The sequence below is a fragment of the Psychrobacter sp. WY6 genome, assembly GCF_018448495.1.
Lineage (GTDB): Bacteria > Pseudomonadota > Gammaproteobacteria > Pseudomonadales > Moraxellaceae > Psychrobacter.
In genome coordinates this window covers 3385134-3404141 of sequence record NZ_CP049902.1, presented here as the reverse complement: position 1 = coordinate 3404141, position 19008 = coordinate 3385134, and the positions used below count along the sequence as shown (strand labels likewise).

At 44.9% G+C, this 19008-nt stretch carries 24 protein-coding genes and 1 pseudogene; 7 read left to right on the top strand and 18 right to left on the bottom strand.

The genetic code is table 11. From position 1 onward, the window contains the following. Window positions 1-5 precede the first annotated feature (5 nt). From G7Y90_RS17085 to G7Y90_RS17075, 3 genes are read right to left on the bottom strand one after another with little or no spacing between them, the layout of a single operon-like run. Window positions 6-572 (bottom strand): urocanase-related protein, encoded by a 567-nt coding sequence (locus G7Y90_RS17085; RefSeq protein WP_250163019.1) that lies wholly within the window; start codon window positions 570-572, stop codon window positions 6-8. Then, complete coding sequence (locus G7Y90_RS17080; protein ID WP_250163018.1) at window positions 553-1299, bottom strand: urocanase-related protein; 747 nt, start codon at window positions 1297-1299, stop codon at window positions 553-555. The genes G7Y90_RS17085 and G7Y90_RS17080 overlap by 20 nt, the downstream gene beginning before the upstream one ends. Next, complete coding sequence (locus G7Y90_RS17075) at window positions 1296-1721, bottom strand: urocanate hydratase family protein (protein ID WP_250163017.1); 426 nt, start codon at window positions 1719-1721, stop codon at window positions 1296-1298. The genes G7Y90_RS17080 and G7Y90_RS17075 overlap by 4 nt, the downstream gene beginning before the upstream one ends. A gap of 305 nt (window positions 1722-2026) precedes the next feature. Here G7Y90_RS17075 and G7Y90_RS17070 point away from each other — a divergent pair, with 305 nt between their 5' ends. Continuing rightward, the gene (locus G7Y90_RS17070; RefSeq protein ID WP_250163016.1) at window positions 2027-2824 is read left to right on the top strand and encodes a UTRA domain-containing protein; all 798 of its coding nucleotides are present in this window, start codon (window positions 2027-2029) and stop codon (window positions 2822-2824) included. A 123-nt stretch (window positions 2825-2947) separates the two neighbouring features. Here the strand turns inward: G7Y90_RS17070 and G7Y90_RS17065 are convergent, their stop codons facing one another. Then, complete coding sequence (locus G7Y90_RS17065) at window positions 2948-3115, bottom strand: hypothetical protein (RefSeq protein WP_250163015.1); 168 nt, start codon at window positions 3113-3115, stop codon at window positions 2948-2950. Between the two features lie 21 nt (window positions 3116-3136). Between G7Y90_RS17065 and G7Y90_RS17060 the strand changes: the two genes are divergently transcribed. The 3 genes from G7Y90_RS17060 (at window position 3137) to G7Y90_RS17050 (ending at window position 5544) form a co-directional block, all read left to right on the top strand. Further along, window positions 3137-3973, top strand: coding sequence for an amino acid ABC transporter substrate-binding protein (locus G7Y90_RS17060; RefSeq protein ID WP_045444411.1), 837 nt, complete (start codon window positions 3137-3139; stop codon window positions 3971-3973). Beyond that, entirely contained in the window at window positions 3973-4734 is a 762-nt protein-coding gene (locus G7Y90_RS17055) for an amino acid ABC transporter permease (protein WP_284143787.1), read from the top strand. The genes G7Y90_RS17060 and G7Y90_RS17055 overlap by 1 nt, the downstream gene beginning before the upstream one ends. 66 nt (window positions 4735-4800) lie before the next feature. After that, window positions 4801-5544, top strand: coding sequence for an amino acid ABC transporter ATP-binding protein (locus G7Y90_RS17050; RefSeq protein WP_060491687.1), 744 nt, complete (start codon window positions 4801-4803; stop codon window positions 5542-5544). A gap of 168 nt (window positions 5545-5712) precedes the next feature. Here G7Y90_RS17050 and G7Y90_RS17045 read toward each other — a convergent pair whose 3' ends face one another. The 10 genes and pseudogenes from G7Y90_RS17045 to uraD form a co-directional block, all read right to left on the bottom strand. Continuing rightward, window positions 5713-6660, bottom strand: coding sequence for a DMT family transporter (locus tag G7Y90_RS17045; protein ID WP_250163014.1), 948 nt, complete (start codon window positions 6658-6660; stop codon window positions 5713-5715). Window positions 6661-7044: 384 nt separating this feature from the next. Continuing rightward, window positions 7045-7692 (bottom strand): anthranilate synthase component II, encoded by a 648-nt coding sequence (locus G7Y90_RS17040; protein ID WP_250163013.1) that lies wholly within the window; start codon window positions 7690-7692, stop codon window positions 7045-7047. Window positions 7693-7725: 33 nt separating this feature from the next. Beyond that, window positions 7726-9144, bottom strand: coding sequence for an anthranilate synthase component I family protein (locus G7Y90_RS17035; RefSeq protein ID WP_250163012.1), 1419 nt, complete (start codon window positions 9142-9144; stop codon window positions 7726-7728). Window positions 9145-9256: 112 nt separating this feature from the next. After that, a complete protein-coding gene (locus tag G7Y90_RS17030; protein WP_201599882.1) occupies window positions 9257-9532 on the bottom strand; it encodes a Trp family transcriptional regulator in 276 nt (91 codons plus the stop codon). 241 nt (window positions 9533-9773) lie between these two features. Beyond that, window positions 9774-10322, bottom strand: a complete 549-nt coding sequence (locus G7Y90_RS17025; protein ID WP_228244397.1) for an ureidoglycolate lyase — start codon at window positions 10320-10322, stop codon at window positions 9774-9776. A 184-nt stretch (window positions 10323-10506) separates the two neighbouring features. Continuing rightward, entirely contained in the window at window positions 10507-11343 is an 837-nt protein-coding gene (locus G7Y90_RS17020; protein WP_250163011.1) for a bifunctional allantoicase/(S)-ureidoglycine aminohydrolase, read from the bottom strand. Window positions 11344-11398: 55 nt separating this feature from the next. Beyond that, window positions 11399-12379 (bottom strand): allantoinase PuuE, encoded by a 981-nt coding sequence (gene puuE, locus G7Y90_RS17015; protein WP_193008650.1) that lies wholly within the window; start codon window positions 12377-12379, stop codon window positions 11399-11401. 97 nt (window positions 12380-12476) lie between these two features. Beyond that, a pseudogene (locus G7Y90_RS17010) lies at window positions 12477-13797 on the bottom strand (urate hydroxylase PuuD). A 122-nt stretch (window positions 13798-13919) separates the two neighbouring features. Then, on the bottom strand, window positions 13920-14288 hold the full coding sequence (gene uraH, locus G7Y90_RS17005; RefSeq protein ID WP_250163010.1) for a hydroxyisourate hydrolase: 369 nt from the start codon (window positions 14286-14288) through the stop codon (window positions 13920-13922). Window positions 14289-14328: 40 nt separating this feature from the next. After that, window positions 14329-14850, bottom strand: coding sequence for a 2-oxo-4-hydroxy-4-carboxy-5-ureidoimidazoline decarboxylase (uraD, locus tag G7Y90_RS17000; RefSeq protein ID WP_250163009.1), 522 nt, complete (start codon window positions 14848-14850; stop codon window positions 14329-14331). Between the two features lie 254 nt (window positions 14851-15104). Between uraD and G7Y90_RS16995 the strand changes: the two genes are divergently transcribed. Continuing rightward, on the top strand, window positions 15105-15470 hold the full coding sequence (locus G7Y90_RS16995; protein WP_250163008.1) for a TetR/AcrR family transcriptional regulator: 366 nt from the start codon (window positions 15105-15107) through the stop codon (window positions 15468-15470). Next, entirely contained in the window at window positions 15448-15621 is a 174-nt protein-coding gene (locus tag G7Y90_RS18270; protein ID WP_284143786.1) for a TetR family transcriptional regulator C-terminal domain-containing protein, read from the top strand. Before G7Y90_RS16995 ends, G7Y90_RS18270 begins: the two co-directional genes overlap by 23 nt. 520 nt (window positions 15622-16141) lie before the next feature. On the opposite strand, the gene G7Y90_RS18265 is transcribed toward G7Y90_RS18270, so the two are convergent. The 4 genes from G7Y90_RS18265 to G7Y90_RS18250 all read right to left on the bottom strand — a co-directional run bounded on the left by G7Y90_RS18265 (window position 16142) and on the right by G7Y90_RS18250 (window position 17319). Continuing rightward, on the bottom strand, window positions 16142-16288 hold the full coding sequence (locus tag G7Y90_RS18265) for a solute carrier family 23 protein (RefSeq protein ID WP_284143785.1): 147 nt from the start codon (window positions 16286-16288) through the stop codon (window positions 16142-16144). A 61-nt stretch (window positions 16289-16349) separates the two neighbouring features. Then, window positions 16350-16445, bottom strand: coding sequence for a solute carrier family 23 protein (locus tag G7Y90_RS18260; protein ID WP_284143881.1), 96 nt, complete (start codon window positions 16443-16445; stop codon window positions 16350-16352). Further along, window positions 16427-16651: a solute carrier family 23 protein gene (locus G7Y90_RS18255; protein WP_284143784.1), complete on the bottom strand. Its 225-nt coding sequence runs from the start codon at window positions 16649-16651 to the stop codon at window positions 16427-16429. The genes G7Y90_RS18260 and G7Y90_RS18255 overlap by 19 nt, the downstream gene beginning before the upstream one ends. 14 nt (window positions 16652-16665) lie before the next feature. Then, complete coding sequence (locus G7Y90_RS18250; protein WP_284143783.1) at window positions 16666-17319, bottom strand: solute carrier family 23 protein; 654 nt, start codon at window positions 17317-17319, stop codon at window positions 16666-16668. A gap of 656 nt (window positions 17320-17975) precedes the next feature. Here G7Y90_RS18250 and G7Y90_RS16980 point away from each other — a divergent pair. After that, complete coding sequence (locus G7Y90_RS16980) at window positions 17976-18998, top strand: TonB-dependent receptor plug domain-containing protein (protein ID WP_250163007.1); 1023 nt, start codon at window positions 17976-17978, stop codon at window positions 18996-18998. Window positions 18999-19008 lie beyond the last annotated feature (10 nt).

Genomic DNA, 19008 nt, shown 5'->3' with positions numbered 1-19008 from the left:
GTATGCTACTTAACCATCGGCAGATTTAGACCATAATCTTTCGCTGTTTTGATCGCCAGCTCATAGCCTGCATCGGCATGACGCATAACCCCTGAGCCGCAATCGTTGACAAGTACTCGTGCCAAGCGTTTGGCAGCGGCATCAGTGCCATCTGCGACAATGACCATACCTGAGTGCTGCGAGTAGCCCATGCCAACGCCGCCGCCATGATGTAGTGATACCCAAGTGGCACCGCCTGCGACATTGAGCATACCATTCAATAATGCCCAGTCAGATACCGCATCTGAGCCATCTTTCATGCTTTCAGTTTCGCGGTTTGGGCTGGCAACAGAACCCGTATCCAAGTGGTCACGACCGATGACAATAGGGCCTTTTAGCTCGCCGTTTTTGACCATTTCATTAAAGGCTAAACCTGCTTTGTCACGCTCACCCAATCCTAACCAGCAGATACGGGCAGGCAAACCCTGAAACTGAATACGCTCTTTTGCCATATCTAACCAGCGATGGATATGGGTGTTTTCAGGGAACAGCTCTTTGATTTTTTGATCGGTCTTATATATCTTCTGGATCACCTGACAGCGCCACCCAGCGGAAGGGGCCTTTGCCTTGGCAGAACAGCGGACGAATATACGCGGGGACAAAACCTGGGAAATTAAAGGCATCTTTAACGCCTTCATCAAAAGCCACCTGACGGATATTATTACCATAATCAGTCGTTGGGATATCCATTGCCTGCAAGTCTAGCATCGCCTGTACGTGTACGGCACAAGACTGAGCGGCAGCTTTGGTTAATGCTGCATGTTGCTCTGAATCCTCTTGTGCAGCTTTCCATTCTTCAACCGTCCAGCCGCTTGGCAGATAGCCATTGATCAAGTCATGGGCTGAGGTTTGATCGGTGACCAAATCAGGCTTCATGCCACCATCGTGCGCACGCTTGACCATCTCAGGTAAGATGTCTGCTGCATTACCAAGTAGGGCAATAGAGACCGCTTCACCTGCGTCGGTATGCTGTTTGATGAGCTCGTAAGCATGGTCGAGATCATCGGCTTGCTTATCGACATAACCAGTACGCAAGCGGAAATCGATACTAGATTGCTGACACTCGATGTTCAGTGAGGTTGCACCTGCAAAAGTCGCGGCTAATGGCTGCGCACCGCCCATGCCGCCAAGACCCGCGGTCAAAATCCAACGTCCCGCCCAGCTACCGTCATAATGCTGACGACCTGCTTCTACAAAGGTCTCATATGTACCTTGCACGATGCCTTGCGTGCCAATATAGATCCAGCTACCAGCTGTCATTTGACCATAATCATCAAGTCTTTGCGATCGAGCTCGTTAAAGTGCTCCCACGTGGCCCAGCGTGGTACAAGGTTAGAGTTTGCAATCAATACACGCGGGGCATTTTCGTGCGTTTGAAACACGCCAACTGGCTTGCCTGATTGCACGAGCAACGTCTCATCGTCTTCCAATTCTTTTAATGACGCTAGGATTTGATCGTAGCTTTCCCAATTGCGGGCTGCGCGTCCGATACCACCGTAGACCACGAGGCTTTTTGGGTTTTCGGCCACATCAGGATGCAAATTGTTTTGCAGCATGCGATACGGTGCTTCGGTTAGCCAGCTTTTACAATGTAGAGTACTGCCAGTGGGTGCGGCGATTTCGCGGCTCTCATCACGACGAGTCAGCTTAGTCTCTTTATTGGTTCCATGGTTAGTAGTCATTATCATATCCTTGTGATATCTGTTAAGACGATAAAGTAATCAAAGTAAGTGTTTTACAGTCAGTCTATAAATTCAGCGAAACATCGATTAGATTACACAGATTTTTTAGCACTGTCGTAAAGTTGTATATACAAATTATCAAAGATACTTTTTTCATGCAAGCAATTTTTTATAAATGACTCAATTATTTTTATGAGGATTTTGGTAGATAGATAAATGTCACAGTGTTTTGACAAGGTTCATGACGTTATCTCGTGATATTATGGCACTACTATTATTGGTGAAATTAACGGTTAAACACGGACATGACAAAGACAATCCCGGCATATCAGCGGATTAAAAACGCCATATTAGACAATATTCACTCGGGTAAATGGCAAGCGGGCAATGCAATTTCTACAGAAATGGCGTTGGCAAAAGAGTTTGGCGTATCGCGTATGACGGTCAATCGCGCCCTAAAAGAGCTGAGCGAAGAGCGAGTGCTAGAGCGCCGGCAAGGGTCGGGGACGTTTGTCGCCCAGCAGCAGTTCAATCATACCTTTGTAGAAGTGCGCAATATCGCGCAGGATTTAAAATCTGCCAACCGTGATTATCAGGCGCAAGTGGTGAGTAAACGCATACTTACGGCTGCGATGTTAGACGATGAATTACGGCGTAAATTTGATATTAATAAAGTAGCTGTGTCTTCTAATACAAGCGCTAGTACAAACGCTGATACAACCGTAATGGATGACAGTACTGGCGCAGATAGTAGCAGCGACGTTGCTGTTTTATACGAGGTAAAAATCATTCACTTTGCGGATGGTCAGCCCATACAGTTCGAAGAGCGCTGGGTGGATGCGCAAAAGGTGCCAGAATTTATTGAGCAGGATTTTAGTGTGGTCAATACCAGTGATTATCTCATTGCCAAAAGTCCACTAGAGCGTGGTAGCTATACCATTCGTGCACTGGCGGCACCAGATGAGATAGCTGCGCTACTGCAAATTGCGCCGCAGTCGCCGACATTGGTATTGCGTCGTCAGACGTATTCAGCAGGTCGAGTATTGACCTTTGTGAAGATGTGGCATGCAGGCGATCGCTATCAATTCTCTGGTGAATTATAATAGTCTTACGCATGCTCACTGTTTTTGTACGTTTATTCTTTCTGAAGTGCGCTAGTATATGAATAAATGGCTATTTAATTGGCAATAATAACGTTAAGATCTGCCTAAAAAATGTCCAAAAATTCAAAGATAATATAGAAAATATTGAAAAATATGCTGAGCATCCTCAAATCGAGCAGCCAAAGCTAAATAATGCGGCGCAAATACTTTATTATAGTCTTTGCCTGTGCTGGTCTTATCCTTATTTGTTGCTATGGTTTTATTGGCACGATACTTTTTTGCATTATTCATTCACTCTTATAAGGACGTCTTATGAAACGTCGTACTCTTTTAGCACTTGCCGCCAGTACTATGCTACTTGCCGCTTGTGGTCAGTCTACTACCAATGAAGCAGAAACCAATGCGACAGACAGTGCCGCGACGGGTGGCTCTGATTTGCTGCAACGTATCAATAATGGTGGCACCATCAACGTCGGTACAGAGGGTACTTATCCGCCATTCACTTATCATGATGAGAGTGGCAAGCTAACTGGCTATGATGTCGAAGTGACACGTGCGGTTGCGGATAAACTGGGCGTAGACGTTGAATTTAAAGAGACCCAGTGGGATGCTATGCTGGCAGGTCTTGACTCAAAACGCTTCGATATGGTGGCCAATCAAGTAAGCTTGACCACGCCTGAGCGTTTGGCTAAGTATGACAAAGCCATGCCGTATAGCTGGTCGGGCGCAGTTGTACTAGCACCGACTGATGACAATCGTTATAGCTCGTGGGAAGGTTTAAAAGGTCTGCGTACTGCGCAATCACTGAGCAGCAACTATGGTGAGCTTGCAGAACGCTACGGCGCAGAAATCGTCCCTGTCGATGGTATGGCGCAAGCGATTCAACTGGTTAAGCAAGACCGTGCTGACTTCACAATGAATGACAATCTGGCAGTGTTGGATTATCTCAAAAAATTCCCAGATGCAGCACTTGAGATCAAACTGACAGCGCCTGCGAGTGAGCAGACTGGTTCAGGTTTAGTACTCATCAAAGGGGATGACGCTGTGGTGGCAAAATTGAATGAAGCAATGGCCGCATTAGCAGCCGATGGGACGCTGACCAAGCTTAGCGAAGAGTTCTTTGGTGCTGATATAAGTCAACAAAAATAATGCTAGCGTCTATCACGTCAATGCTAGCTGAGTTACTGGCACTACTACCATTTATGGATCCTGCGCGGGCGCAAATTGTCATCAATTCATTTTGGCCAATGCTTAAAGGCGGGATTTATTATTCGATACCGCTGGCGTTGATCTCATTTGCGATTGGTATGGCTATTGCGCTGACAGTAGCGCTGATTCGTATCGTACCGCGTGCTGGCTGGTTCCATGAAATCATATACAGATTTGCGCGTATTTATGTGTCTGCCATTCGCGGGACACCAATGCTGGTTCAGCTATTTATTATTTTCTATGGCTTGCCAAGTATCGGGGTAAAGCTTGATCCTTTTCCCTCAGCGATTATTGCCTTTTCACTCAATATTGGCGCTTATGCATCGGAGACGGTGCGTGCCTCTATTTTGTCCATTCCAAAAGGACAGTGGGAAGCAGGCTCGACGGTAGGCTTGACGTATCTACAAACCTTTCGTCATGTCATTTTGCCGCAAGCACTTCGGGTGTCAGTACCCCCGTTATCCAATACCTTTATTAGCCTAGTAAAAGACACGTCTTTGGCGTCATTGGTATTGGTGACCGAGCTATTTAAGCAGGCGCAAATCATCACGGCACGTAACTACGAATTTATGTTGGTCTATACTGAAGCGGCGATTATTTATTGGGGTATTTGTCTGTTCTTGACCTTTATTCAAGGTAAGCTTGAAACCAGACTCGATCGTTATGTGCGAAATAAACCCTTGATAATTGGGGCAGTATAGGATGGTAATACCGCGTCGATAAGCGTGTGTTATTAGCAAACAGATATCAGTACAACAGGAAGCTTTATGATTCAAGTCACTAATATTCACAAAGCCTTTGGTGGCAATCAAGTGCTTAAAGGCATCGACTTGACCATCGAAAAAGGCAAGGTAGTGGTGATATTAGGGCCGTCAGGGTCTGGTAAAACCACTTTTTTACGTTGTTTGAATGCGCTGGAAATTCCTGACCAAGGCATCATTGCTTTTGATGATGGTAGCTTAACGGTTGACTTCGCTACCAAGCCTAAGAAAAAAACATTGCTGGCGCTGCAGCGTAAATCAGGCATGGTATTTCAATCTTATAACTTGTTTCCACATAAGACCGCGATTGAAAACCTAATGCTTGGGCCGACGGTAGTGCAAGGGCAAACTAAGGCGCAAGCCCGCGAACAGGCACTGGCATTACTTGATAAAGTGGGCTTATCGGATAAGGCAGATCTGTATCCGTTCCAGCTATCTGGTGGTCAGCAGCAGCGTATCGGCATTGCTCGTGCACTGGCTATCGAGCCGTCATTATTATTATTTGATGAGCCAACGTCTGCGCTCGATCCTGAATTGGTACAAGATGTACTGGGCACGATGAAGCAACTGGCATCTGAAGGCTGGACGATGGTCGTTGTGACTCATGAGATTAAATTTGCTCGTGATGTGGCAGATCATGTGGTGTTAATTGAGGATGGTCATGTGGTCGAAGAAGGTAGCGCTAAGCAGATGTTCGAAGTGTCTACTCATCCACGTACGCAGGCCTTTTTGCAGCGTATTGAACAGTAATATCATCAAGACAGTCCAAGTTATTTAGCAACTGTCTATGGCATAAATACTTACCTCTAAAGCAAAGTGTCAAGCACAATAAAGCCCTGACTATATCGATATAGTTGGGGCTTTTTTCGTCTAATAGCAATGGTGCCAAGGCTATTCAAACTTCTTAAAAAGTACAGACTAAATTCTTTGCCGTCTTTTTAGCCAACGTGGTACGCGAGTGGCAGTGCCGTTTAATATGGCATTAAATAAAGCTGCCAGTAAGATTAATACCACGCCCACATATTGAATCCAAGATAAGGATTGATGCAGCAATAGTATGGCAAGGGCAATGGCAGTCAATGGCTCAAAAATCGTAAATACTGATGCACGAGTGGCAGGTAATTTCTCTAATGCTTTCATATAAAGGGCAAAGGGCACGACGGTTCCAATCAAAGACAACCCCAAGGCATAGCCCCAAGTATGTAAAGGTAAGCTCAATAACCGCCCATAGGTTTGATAGGTTTCAGGTAATAATAGCAGTACACCAGCGCTGATGATAATAGAGGTAAAAAACACCAAAGGCGCAGGGTGAGCATCGTGCATCGCGCGCTTGCCCAGTACCCCGTATAAGGAATAACAGACGCCTGCTAGCAGTCCTAATAGGATGCCCCAGTTGACTTGCGCTTGCTCACCAAGCATCGTCAATCCAACACCAAATACCGCCATGAGCGCCAGTAATGCCGACTGGCGAGTGATAGATTCATCAAGCAAGAATGCCGAAAACAATAAGCTAAACACAGGCGCAGTATAAAGCAAGGCAACCGCAGGGCCAGCACTGACATAGATTACAGCAAAAAAGTAGCATACCGACATACCAAGTACGCCAATCAAAGACTGCAATGCCAGTCCAAGCCACTGCTTTCGACGAAGCTTGATAAGATGCGGCCATAGTTTTGGTAGCATGACAAGAATAAGAAAAGCCGCGGTCACGATACGTAAGATCGTAATTTGCCAGCCACTAAAGCCGATTTGATTGAGGTAGGTCGAGAATATCCCCAAGGTACCCCAGCAGACAGCGGCTGTGATGATTTGAATGGTGCCTATCCATGACTGCCGTGCTGACATTACGCCATCGGTATTTGCCATATCGCTCTCTATTTTTATGTGATATCAAAACCTATGCCCAAAATCAAAACCTGAAACAGTCCAAGCCTTTTGGCTAATGGCATCATACAATACTGAAATAAGAAAAAGACAACCCGAGTAAGGGGTCTTTTGTTTGTTGTTTTCAGTCTATCATTAAAGCGTTAATTAAGTTCGAACGCAAGTTAGTCAGACATAAAATTCAATTTATTTGAGTTAGAGGTACGCTTGTCTTTAGCTTATGTCTTTAGCTTATGTCTTTAGCTTATGTCTTTAGCTTATGTCTTTAGCTTATGTCTTTAGCTTATGTCTTTAGCTTATGTCTTTAGCTTATGTCTTTAGCTGATCACCCTTTGGTGCTATATCCCCAAACTTAAGCATCATGACTTACAACTGTAGTAAAAAATTCGTCAGCAAGCGTTTGGCACCTTCGGTCGCAAATGACTCTGGGTGAAACTGCACACCTTGAATGGGATAGTCTTTATGCTGTAGTCCCATAATCTCCTCACCTGCTAGCGCAGATTCGGTTAGGCTGAACTCAGCATGAGCATTATTGGCGACGACAGCTGTGACAGACAAGCAATCTGGTAAGGTGTCTGCTTTTACCATCAATGAGTGGTAACGCATGATTTCAATCTCTTGTGGCAAGCCTTGATAGACACCCGCGCCATCATGGCGAATCGATGAGACCTTACCATGCATCGGCACGCTTGCCCGTACCACATCGCCGCCGAACACATGCGCAATCCCTTGCATGCCGAGGCACACACCCAATAGCGGCGTCGTCTTACCCATGACTTCAATCACTTCGGCACAAATACCGAAGTAGGAAGGATCATCGGGTGCGCCAGGGCCCGGTGAGATGATAATGCGGTCAAGATTCATGGCCTGTACATCTGCTAACGTTATCTCATTATTGCGTTTAACAATGACGTTCGCGGCTTTATCGCCGTCCATCGTCTGCAAAATCTCACCGATATATTGGTAAAGATTAAAGGTAAAGGAGTCGTAGTTATCTATAATTAAAACATTCATGGGTTATCCACTCTTTGGCAAAATATAAGCAATTTACGGGTTCATAAAACTGTCTAAGACTACTTTCATGGCAGACAATTTACGCTGAATTTCTAGATATTCATCAGCAGGATTGGAGTCATAGACATTGCCGCCACAGGTTTGCGCATAGGCAGACTCGCCGTTGATGAATAGGCTGCGAATAGGAATGGCAAAGATACAGTCACCATTAAAGTTAAACGATCCAAGCGCACCGCCATAAGCACCTCGACCATCGGGTTCGAGCTCATTAATAACTTTAATCGCTTCAACTTTCGGTGCGCCTGACAACGTCCCAGCGGGGAAGTTGCTGGCAAGGGCGCTAAACATATCTTCATTAGGGTGTAAGATTCCGACGATTTCAGACGAGATATGTTGCACGTGAGAGAAGCGTTTGATATCCATGAGACTACGTACTTTGACAGTGCCAAATTGTGCCACACGGCCAATGTCATTGCGATGCAAATCGACCAACATATTGTGCTCGGCAATCTCTTTGGCATCGTTTAGCAATGCACGGGCAAGCTGTCGGTCTTCGATGACATCGACACCGCGCTTGGCAGTACCTGCCAGTGGATAGGTTTCCATCTCACCTTGACGCAAGCGAAATAGCAGCTCTGGTGAGGCACCAATGATGCATTGCTGGGCAAATTTCATAAAATACATGTGCGGCGACGGATTGACCGACCGTAATTTTTCATAAATGGGCATTTTATCGCCGGCAATACGGTATTTGGATTTAAAACCTACCTCACACTGAAAGATACGCCCTGAGATGATGTCTTCTTTGACTTGCATGACGGCTTTAGCGTGCTCTTCTGGACTCATGCCGTCACCCAAAAACTCAACTGTAGGCGGCTCATAGCTTGGAATTTGCTCATCAAGTAGCGCTTTGATTTGCTCGATGCGGTTTTCTTGCTGCGCAGTTGGATAGTAAAAGTAGAAAATCTCACCGGTCATCTTATCGAGCGTCAAACCATCCAAATATACGCCAAATTTAAACGGTTCAAAGTCATCGCTCGCTTTAGCATTGAGACTGGGTTCAAAGAAATTGACACTGTCGTAACCCAAATAACCGACAAGACCACCGCTTTGGTCGCGAGCAATGACGTGCTGCGGCGTAATTTTGCGCAGTAGCTCGTAAGGATTATCCGTTTGATAACGGCTAGTTTCAGCGGTTTTATTATCAGTAATCGCGAGGGTTGTACGATCGATGGCAGCAATGGTCATCACTGGATCAAAACCAATCGCATGATGACGCGCCATATGTCCATCTTCGCCCAATGATTCGAGCAGATAACAGGTCTCAAAAGCGCGCTCAATACGTTTAAACAACGCAAAGAAATCAATATCCTGCGTGAGTTTAATGCGCTGTGGTTTACTAGGGATATCAATAGCAGCAGGTTGGTTAGGTTTTGAATTAGGAGAGGTCATAACAATATCCAAATTGGTTCAATGATTGATCAAATAAAAAGTAAGACAAATTAAAATTCTAGTTTCTAATTAATTAGGCGGCCTTTTTAGCTGTGTCTTTTATGAATGTTTTCTATGAGTCATGTCTATGAGTAATTAGTAAGGCACTCACATCATGAACTTGCATGGCTTTGGCGCCGCGCGAGACGGTAGCGATACCGACACCTAGCTGTTCGGATATCTCGCGCTGGGTGACACCGCGCTCAAGCAAGTCAAAAATGCGGATACGATTGGCGATTTCCTGCTGCTCTTTTTCCGTCAATAGCGCACTGAATAGCAGGTCGATAGCCGTGCTGTCATGACAACTGGCTAAATGGCTTAATAAGCTGTGATAAGGGTCTGTGCTCATAACATTCATCTTAATGGAAAAGAAAAGGAAAGCTTACTTCGTTTCAGTATTCTAGTACGATAGTACATAAAAGGCAAGTAGCCTATGTAGATGTTTTGCTACTGCTGTTAAATAGGCACTGTGTTTTGGAAGATGATTATTTATATAGGATGGATCCTACATTTATAAAGATAAAGCCAGCTAATTTTTATTAACTGGCTTTATCTTTATAAATGGCTAACAGCTCGTTTACAGACCCTAATTAAACGGAAGAGTGCTCACTGGCAAGTTCAATTTGCACCTGCCAATCCTCTATATCCAGCTCATAACAGTTTTTGCCTTCGCCATTGATGCGATCTATCACCAAAAAATCAGAGTCACAACCGAGGGCAAGTAGCGGGTGATGCCAGACATTGGCATCGTATTGCACACCTTGATGAGATTGGACATAAAACACGGTCAAATCATCCGCAGACTGTGGCGGCGCACCAGCAGGCGCAACGATGACGATATAATCCTGACCATTCATCGAAAAAAACGCTTGCGTGCCAAACGGATGATATTCCATGACCGATAAGGCAATAGGAAATTCACGCTTTTTGGCGCGGAAGATACTCATGCCGACATCGCCGCCGTCAAGTTTGGCTTCAGCGATGGCGTGATGGCGGCAGGCATAGCCTTTATTGATATGGTAGCTATTTTCAGGCGTCTGTGCTGCCTTGTCATAGGGTTCGATTACGGTGCCGTAGGGCGCAAACTCAGCTTTGGTTAAAGGTCTTGCAACGATCGTAGTCTTCATAAGAGTACTCATGACTTTGCCTTACTTTTGGTGATCACTGTTTATAATTGCTATGAGCCACTTTGCCATAAGCCCGTACGCGAATTAAATCAACATCTGGGAATAAATGACATATTCGAATGAACGATTATGCCGCTATATTGCTCATCGTTCTGAATGCTTTGTTGTTCTGATTATTCTTGTTATTGCGCAGGGCTTATCGTGCTGGGCGAATAAACGGCATATGACGATTCACGTCTTTGTATAGTAAGTATCTAAATGGACCGGGTCCGCCGGCGTAACAAGATTGTGGACAGAATGCGCGTAACCACATAAAGTCACCCGCCTCAACTTCTACCCATTCACCATTTAAGTGATAGACCGCTTTACCTTCTAGGACATACAAACCATGTTCCATCACATGCGTTTCATCAAATGGAATCACGCCACCTGGTTGGAAAGTCACGATATTCACATGCATGTCGTGACGCATATCAGACTGCTCGGTAAATCTGGTGGTTGCCCATACGCCATCAGTACCCGGCATCTCAATCGCTGCAACATCATGATCGCTGGTTACAAAGGCTTCAGGCACTTCAATACCTTCACAGTGTTGATAAGCTTTACGAATCCAATGGAATTTAACGTGCTTGTCGCTATTGTTTTTTATCGTCCATTTGCAGCCGGGTGGTAAGAATGCATAACCGCCCGCTTCAAGATGATGCGACACGCCTTCGATAGTCATGTCCATTTCACCTTCAACGATGAATATAACCCCTTCAGCGTTTGCATCTAGCTCAGGCTTTTCTGAGCCGCCATTAGGCTCAACTTCGACGATATACTGTGAAAAAGTCTCAGAGAAACCTGAAAGTGGGCGTGCAAGCACCCACATGCGCATACCTGTCCAAAACGGCAGATAGCTAATAACAATGTCGGTCAGTACACGTTTGGGAATAATGGCATAAGCTTCGGTGAAGATAGCGCGATCAGATAGCAGTTGTGTTTGTGGAGGCAAGCCGCCAGTGGGTGCGTAATAAGTACTCTTTGTTGACATTGTTGATGTTCCTTAGTGGTGTTGTGCCGCAATAAATTTGTGTCTAAACGTATGGTTACATCCAGTTTGCAGTGTTATCGGCAGTGGCTGGATGGTTTTTATACCAGTGTTTGGCAATGTCATCACGGCGGCATACCCACACATCGGGCTTGCTGGTGATATATTGCAAAAACTTTTTGAGGGCGATGATGCGACCGGCGCGACCAATGATGCGGCAGTGCAAACCGATGGTCAGCATCTTGGGTGTGTGCGCGCCTTCTTCGTATAAGGTATCGAAGCTGTCTTTTAAGTATTGATAAAAAGGCTCGGCGTTGGTAAAGCCTGGGCTTGAGGCAAACCGCATGTCATTGGTCTCTAAGGTATAGGGAATGACCAAATGCGGCTTACGAGCGATTTTGTTACCGTCTTCTACTTTGACATTGAGCCAGTAAGGGAGCTCATCCGCGTAAGAGTCTGAGTCATAAATATAGCCACCTTGCTCGGCGACCAACTCACGAGTATTCGGGCTATCTCGTCCCGTGTACCAACCGAGCGGCTGACCGCCGATCATGCTCTCGAATATTTCAGTGGCACGGCGCACATGCTCGCGCTCGGTTTCGCGGTACATATTTTGATAAGTAATCCAGCGTAGACCGTGACTGGCGATTTCGTGTCCATCTTCTAATACTCGCTCGATAATATGCGGCGTTTTTTCAGCAGCAGCAGCGCAAGTGAAGGTCGTAATAGGCAAACCGTATTCTTTAAAAGTGTCCAATACGCGCCAAACACCCACACGGCTACCATACTCAAATGCCGACTCAATCGACTGATGACGATTGTTAAATTCTGGTGTCCCCAAGACATCCGATAAAAACCGCTCTGATTGACCGTCACCATGAATCACGCTATTTTCTGCGCCTTCTTCGATATTGAGGACGAACTGTACAGCGATTTTAGCGCCGCCTGGCCAGTTGGCTTTTGGCGGCTTATCAGCATAGCCTTTTAAGTCGCGAGGGTAGGCGTCTTGATTGAAATCGCTGATTATTTTTTTACTCATTGTCAATATATCCTAAATATTTTAAAGCAACTTAAGTCAACTAAAGCAAAATAAGGCGTAACTTTGGATCTATATAATATTTATCTGCGACCTTTATCTATAATCCCGATGCGTAAGCCACCATTTGCTGACGTTCTTCATCCGTCAATTTTGTGAGATTACCCAGTGGCATATAGCCTGTTTGTACAGCAGTGACGATTTTTGCTTTATGAGTTTTCATGTCGGTCGGTGTTTGCAAGATGATACCAGCTGGCGGCGCGGCAAATCCTTGCTGAGTAGGCTGAGCGGCATGGCACGTGCTACAGCGCGTGTGCACGACATCCATAATGGCATCATCAGCAGAGGCAGTTACTGGCACGACGTCGGCAGTGATATTTTCATTTGAGGCGGCATCAGTGCTTATAGTAGAACCGTCGACTGCACTATCAGTAGTTGTTGGTGGCATACTATTTGGTGTCGCCGTTTCAGCAGCGACTGCAGCATTGACAACAGGTAATGGCTCAATTGGTTCTGGGCGCATCCAAATAATTAATAATACAGTTACAGCAGGGATGACCAAATAACGCGGCTTATGATTGTCTAAATGCTTTTGGTTAAAATAGTGACGTACAATAGCCGTGATGATACCCACAAATACCAATACCAACCAGCCGTGAGCATGAGAATACATCATCGGATAATGGTTGCTAATCATGGTGAAGATCAGCGGTAAGGTAAAATAGTTGTTCATCAGCGAGCGGTTTTTTGCTTGTAGTGCCAAGTCCGCTACTTCTTTGCCTGGTTTTTCACCACGCCTCACGCATTCTACCAGCGCTCGTTGAGCGGGCATGATACCAAAGAACACATTACCTGCCATCACAGTACCTAAGATAGCACCGATATGAATGAACGAAGCACGGTCACTAAATAGCTGATAAGAACCCCAGCAGGCGATGATTAATAGGATAAAAATAATGGTGCTAAAAATGAAGGAGTTTTTGCCCAAATGGCTGCGGACAATCACTTCATAAATGAAATAACTGCCGAATAAAAATAACAAACTGGTCGAGATGGCACCGATACTACTACCAAAGTCGACTTTGCTGGGATCAATCAAGTAGGCAGTCGCATTGGCATAGTAGACTAGAGAGCATCGCCATACCCGTCAGCCAAGTGGTATAAGCTTCCCATTTAAACCAGTGCAGGGTCTTTGGCATCTCTTCGGGTTCAAGCTTGTATTTGGCAATTTCATAAAAGCCGCCACCATGTACCGCCCATAAGTCGCCTGAAATGCCTTTGTCAGCCTTCCACTGTGGTGGTTTACGTAAACTAAGATCTAGCCAAACAAAGTAAAAAGACGCACCAATCCATGCCACGCCAGCGATGACGTGGAACCAGCGAAAAAATAAGTTAAACCAATCGAGATAATAAGCGCCCATGTTGCAAATGTCCTTTTTACAATTTTCTTTTGTTCAGCTTTTTTCAATCTTTCGACGCGTTTTGCTATGGCGACGTTCTTTTATGAGGTTCTTTTATATGGTGATGCTATATAACTACATAACTAAGAGCCGCGATATGTGCTGTAGCCATGTGCGCTAAGCAGTAGCGGTACATGATAGTGACCGTTATCACTTATCATAAAATCAATGACTACTTGTGGATAAAAAGCCGTGAGATTTTGTGCATCGAAATAAGACTGGGTATCAAAGGTTAAGGTATAACGACCAACATCTAAGTGATATTCAGCAATATCAATCGTTGGGTCAAACGACCAGCTGTCTGGTGTCACGCGTCCATCCGCGTTGGTGACGCCATTGGCTAATAGAGATGCCTCGCCAGTTGCGCTTACGCGATCTAGCGTCACGGCAATACCAGCAGCTGGTTTGCCCAAATGGGTATCTAAAATGTGTGATGAGAGAGTACCTGACATAATAATCCTTTTATAAATGAGTCAGATGCTGCTGAATGCGTTAAGCGTCACTCAGCAGTTTCTGTAAACGTAAGCGGGTGATTTTATTTTGCTCAGCCGCCGCATTGACCAGCTCAGTAGTGCGATCATTGGGCAGACGTGCTAACAATAAATCGAGCATTTGCTGCGCGCTCTTACCAGTGGCAAATACGATAAAGATAAAGCCAAATTTATCAAGGTAGTCTTGATTGCCTTGTGCCAAAGCTTCAATCACCTCGTCATTGGCATCATTGGCACCCGACTGCTCATGGGCAGCACTGTCTTGAGTATTGCGGTATTTTTCTTTTAACGAGTCGACGTTGCCGATTTGTGGATGACCATCAAAAGCCTCTAGTAACTGGGCTTCTGCTGTCTGCGCTTGTGCCCAAGCATCATCACTATGAGCAAGTAATGTAGATATATCAGCGAAAGGACGTTTTTTTTCTAAAGCCTGCGCCCAATGGGTGCTGGTACAGCAGGTCAATAGATGTGAAATTGCCTCAGTTGTTGAGAGCTCATTAAACTGCTGTAAAGATAATTTCACGATGACATCCTTTTCTTTTCTGACAAAAGCGGTGGAGTAACATTTCTCGATAACATCTCATGCTAAAGTAGTATTTATCGAATAATAATTGGTTTACTATGAGCTATTCTGCTTAAACCTGACCATTTGGTCAACTACTTTGTGTAAATATTTTATTTAGACTGGTGATATTTCATAAAAATTAGCATATAAATCCAGTTATTGGCTGGGATATGGCTCTTTATTCATCACAATAATGACAGGTAACATTTATCATGGCTCAACATAACGATATAGAACCACAAGCCGCGTCTGACGCGCCTGTACAGCGCAATCAGCAAGATATCCGCGCCCACAATCAAACCGTCATTTTGGCGGCGGCAGAAGAGGAGTTCGTGCTGCAAGGTTTCCGCGGTGCGACGATGCAAGGTATTGCCGATAGAGCTGAGCTGCCAAAAGCCAACGTGCATTACTACTTTAAGAATAAAAAAAATCTGTACCAAGCAGTGCTGCATTCTATTATTCAAGAGTGGAACGATGGCTTAGTCACCATGACAGTCGATAGTGACCCTAAAACGGTCATCGAAAAGTTTGTCCGTACCAAATTGCATCAAGCGTTTGCTCATCCCCAATCGCCATAAATTATTTGCGCTGGAAGTCATTGGCGGTGCCCCGCACCTGCATGAATTTATGTCGGCGACCATGAAGGCGTGGGCGCTAGACAAAGCACAAGTGATGAAAACTTGGCATGAGCAAGGTAAGATTGGCATCGCTGACCTTTACAGCTATTGATTTTGATTTGGGCAACGACGCAGCGATATGCAGAATTTGAGACAGAATTGTCGGTTTGATGGAAAAAGAGTGAGTACGATCAGCAGGATGAAGCGCGGGCGGCAGACTTTTTAGTGCCGTTTATTTTGCGTGGCTGTGGTCTTGAGTAATGCTTTTATTATTATTTTACGTCTATAACATGCCATTAATACGAAAGCACTTTAAATGTTTTCGTATTAAGGCGCGCTAAAAGAGTCAATGTGCAAACCAGAACAGCAATGCTGATTGGTAAAGAATTTGACTATTCTAACGTACGTTTAAGAGCCTTTTGTCTAAGAGGCTTTAGACCGTCATCCAGATGTTGTTCTACTCCGTATCAAATTCGACACCGTAGTTTTTGGGCAAATCATATCGAGAGTAATGGCCACAATACCTGACATAGTAAACTGCGAACCAAAGATTTACGGAAAAGCTGCGGCGCCTGTGCGAATACATCAGGAACAAAGCCACGCCCATGGACAGACCTAGCGAAGTGGCATGATTAAGATATTGCGATGGGTAAAGTTGACCGTTGATAGATGCGAATACCAGCGGTCGCTACCGTTGCAAACATCAATAACGTCACGCCGCCAACGACTGGTTTTGGCAACTGGGTAAAGATAGCACCCAAAATAGGAAATAGCCCCATAGTGAACAAGATAGCCCCAACAAAAAGCCCACATAGCGACTGGCAATACCAGTCATCTGAATCACGCCGTTTTTTGGCTAAAAGTCGTCACTGGGAAGGTATTAAACACCGCCGCAATTAATGAGTTGACACCATCACCTAATACGCCACCTTTAATGCGTTTCTCGTATAAAGGTCCTTGATGGGTTCGCCCGATATCATCGAAGTCGCCGTCAAATCACCAGAGGTTTCAATACTGGTAATGACATACATAAAGGCGATAGGAATAAAAGCCTGCCAATCAAACCCAAAACCAAACTTGAATGGCACAGGTAGCGTAAAGATAGGGGCATCAGAGACCAAAGAGAAATCAATACGTCCCATAAGAATGGCTGCGATCAGACCAGACTCAGCCCTATAAAAATAGCACTGGAGCGAATGACTTTATTATTAACAATACTAATCAATACCACACTAACCAAGACCCCGCCACCGAGCAGCAGATTCTGTATACTCCCGAAATCTTCAGCGCCCACGCCGCCTGCCAAATCCGTCAGACCAACCTTGGTTAATGACAGACCGATAGTCACAATCACACAACCCGTCACGATAGGGCTCATCAGAGATTTGAGTCTGGTGATGAATTGACTTAAGAAAATCTCAACGAAGGCACCAAGAAAGGAGACGCCAAAGATAACAGAGAGAATCTCCTCCGGACTCCCGCCTTTGTTTTTTACCACAAAACCTGCCGCCAATACCGCGGCCAAGAAGCCAAAACTGGTTCCTTGTAATGCCATAAGACCGGAACCTACTGGTCCAACTTTATGGGTCTGAATAAAGGTAGCGACCCCTGATACCATCAATGACATGCTGATGAGATAAGGGATATGTTCCCCCAAACCCAAGACGCCGCCTATGATTAATGAGGGGGTGATGATACCGACAAAGCTGGCAAGTACGTGTTGTACTGCGCCCAAAAAGGCTTTTGTAGGGGTAGGGCGGTCATGCAATCCGTATAGTAAATCGGGGTTTCCTTGAATGTGTTCGCTCATCTTGGCTTCCTCCTAAAGTGACTTTTAGTCCAAGCTCTGTGGAGAGAGCTAAGCATTGTGATGAGTTTAGAGATGGATATCGACACACCGTTTATCTTCATATTGCTTAGTTGTCTTACAAAGAGTCGCACTTATCCTTGTGCTAATAAATATCAGCAGCTAGCTATTATTTATCAATATGACTAATAGTCGTAGGTTTAAACCTGACTAATTGGTCAACTATCTAAGGGTATAGTGAAAGGGTTGGCTATTGCAACGTTTTTTTTCATGTTGATGGCTTTATTTCTTAAATAATAACAGTCTATTAGACGAACATAGCGCAGCAGATTTGGTTTGCTGGCTATTTCTACTCGTCTAAAAACAGTAAGCAACAAAACGGAATAAGTCAGCCAGATTTAGCGCTATTTTTTAATATTAGATTTCTCGCATTAATTATTGCCAAATTGTTAGTACTTCGTTATTATGCCTCTCAATATTAAAATGCTAACAATTATCATTAACATTGTTATTCGTATGAAAGACTTTGGCTTTGTCAAGACTGCAATCGTCTAAAAAATGGTTTTCAACAATAAGCGGTGCAACTGCCACAAGCTGTGCTCAACAGTAAATAGCTTTTAAAAATTCTAATTTGTGATAGTCAATAAGGTGAGTGTGTTATGCGTGAAGTAAAGTTATCAAAACTATCTAGTCAAATGACGGTATTGTCCATGGGCGTGGCAGCGGTATTATGGTCACAAGCAGTCAGTGCAGCACCTGCAGAAGACATGCCAAGCACCACGTTGCAGACCATTACGGTGACAGCCAATAGCTCAGTACGTGATAAAGTGCAAACCGATTCTGTTTACATAGAAGACTATACGCCTGCACAGCAAGCAAGCCATTTAAGCGATTTCTTAAATGTGGTGCCAGGCGTGACCATAGGCGGTACGTCATCGGTCAACCAGCGCATTCGTATTCGCGGTCTTGAAGACAGCAACCTAAAAGTCACCATTGATGGCGCGCGCCAAGAAGGCAAGCTGTTCTATCATATGGGCGATATCACCATTGATCCTGATTTGCTCAAACAAGCGGATGTGGCAGTGGGCAACAATTCTGTCACGCTCGGTAATGATGCACTTGGCGGCGCGGTTGCTTTTAAAACGGTCGATGCCGCTGACTTACTTAAACCTGGTCAAAAGATTGGTGCCAAGCTAAAAGCAGGTTATGCCAGTAATAATGATGAGCTACTGACGTCAGCCACAGTTTTTGGCGCACCATCTGATAATGTCGATTTATTGGCTTATTATGGCAAGCGTGATACCAGCTCGGGTGAAGACGGTGAAGGCCGTGAGTTGTTTGAAGACAGTGAGAGCGAGAGCTTCTTATTAAAAGCCGGCGCCTATGTTGGTAATGACCATCATGTAGGCGCAAGCTTTAGCCGTACTGATAAAGAAGGGACTTTCCCATTCCGTCCGGATTTTCCAAGCCTCGGCGATGATCCAATCCCGCAAAAAGTAAAGCGTGATACCTATACGCTTGATTATAACTTTAACCCAGCAAGCTCGCTGGTTGACGTTGATACCACCATTTATCAAACCGAGACCCAAATTTCACGTGATAATGACCCGAAAACATCGCCAGGCTATGATTGGGATGCAAAAGTGAAATGTACTGTGGTAAGATCGAAAACACCAGTGTAATTGATGCAAC